Annotated in this window: 2 protein-coding genes; both read right to left on the reverse strand. The window is 52.9% G+C overall.

Annotated elements, in window-relative coordinates:
* Positions 1 to 170: 170 nt before the first annotated feature.
* Positions 171 to 644, reverse strand: a complete 474-nt coding sequence (locus ACOCD2_RS20590; protein ID WP_293650291.1) for a DsrE family protein — start codon at positions 642 to 644, stop codon at positions 171 to 173.
* A gap of 205 nt (positions 645 to 849) precedes the next feature.
* The gene (locus ACOCD2_RS20595) at positions 850 to 1170 is read right to left on the reverse strand and encodes a sulfur globule protein CV3 (protein WP_293650292.1); all 321 of its coding nucleotides are present in this window, start codon (positions 1168 to 1170) and stop codon (positions 850 to 852) included.
* Positions 1171 to 1236 lie beyond the last annotated feature (66 nt).

Raw genomic sequence — 1236 nt, forward strand, 5'->3', positions numbered from 1 at the left:
GAGTCGATTTTGGGGACTGGGATGTCCCAAAATCTATCACGAGGCCGAAGACACGCTTGCACGGGATTTTCATTGAACGCCGGGATGGTGCGGTTCCTGCGTCACCGCACCCTACGTCTGGGCAGTGTGGGTGAGTGCGGTAGGATGTGGTGAGGCACGAACCGCATCAATCACCAGGAAATATAGGAAAAGCCTTTTTCCTGCAGCAGCATGATGTCTTCAACGCCGATGGGTACTTCCTTGGCAAAATCCAGCAGGTCTTTCTTGGTCCAGCGTACCGCTTTCAGTGTATTGCCACAGGCGTGAAATGCCACGCCGTAAGCGGCGAGGGAAGAGGCTTTTTGCTGCAGTTCCAGGGGAATGGGGCGCTTGGGGCGTTTGCCCAGCAGATGGATGCCTTCGGCATAGACGGCGATGACGATTTCGATATCGTCACCGTATTTGCGTAGCAATTCACCGGCGGAAAACAGAATATGGGATATGTACTTGGGATCGGCCTTGTTCAGCTGATAAACGATATGGTGGGCGGAATCTTCTTCGAAATGGGTTTCGGTATGGTGGGCGCTGACCGGACCCAACAGGGAAACGCTGCGAGTGGCGAGCAGCCATTGCATGAAACGACGGCGGTTGAATGGCTTGTGCATAGTGTTACTCCTCCTTCATCCGATTATTACCCGAAGCGTGCGCCCTGTCGAGGCGCATTGTTCTTATGGGTTATAGGGAGAACGGAAGTGCCACAATGTGCAATTTCCCGGTTGGGGGCAGGGGGGGATGTACGTCTAAACTGAGACGTGTGCCGGCATACCCCGGTTTGAGGTATGCCGGTTCAGGTTTTTTATAACAGTAGTATTATCTGCTGGGCGTATTTGTACTCGGTGCGGGCTGTGTGTTCTGCGGAGCCTGGGTCGGTCCATAAGGATAGCCACCGCCATAACCATAAGGCGCATAACCATATGGGGCACCATACCCATAAGGTACGTCATAGCCATAAGCAGGATACCCATACCCTGGATAACCGCCGTAGTACCAAGGTGGCGGATAGTCATACCAGTCGTCGTCATCGAACCAGTTCCATGGCGCCCATCCACCAAACCACGCATTGGCAGAGCCAGCCATGAGCGTACCACCAGCAAGAACTGCAGCCAGTAAAATGTTTTTGGTTGATTTCATCTTACTTCCCTCCAATTCAAGTTAATGTGTAACTACTCACCCCTAAGATGAGTACAAGCCTGCCTC

The sequence above is a fragment of the Thiolapillus sp. genome, assembly GCF_048562965.1.
GTDB lineage: Bacteria > Pseudomonadota > Gammaproteobacteria > Chromatiales > Chromatiaceae > Thiolapillus > Thiolapillus brandeum_A.

What these genes read in the sequence shown, in the direction of transcription:
- ACOCD2_RS20595 (WP_293650292.1), bottom strand. Translation starts at nt 1,170, where the DNA reads ATGAAATCAACCAAAAACATTTTACTGGCTGCAGTTCTTGCTGGTGGT.
- ACOCD2_RS20590 (WP_293650291.1), bottom strand. Translation starts at nt 644, where the DNA reads ATGCACAAGCCATTCAACCGCCGTCGTTTCATGCAATGGCTGCTCGCC.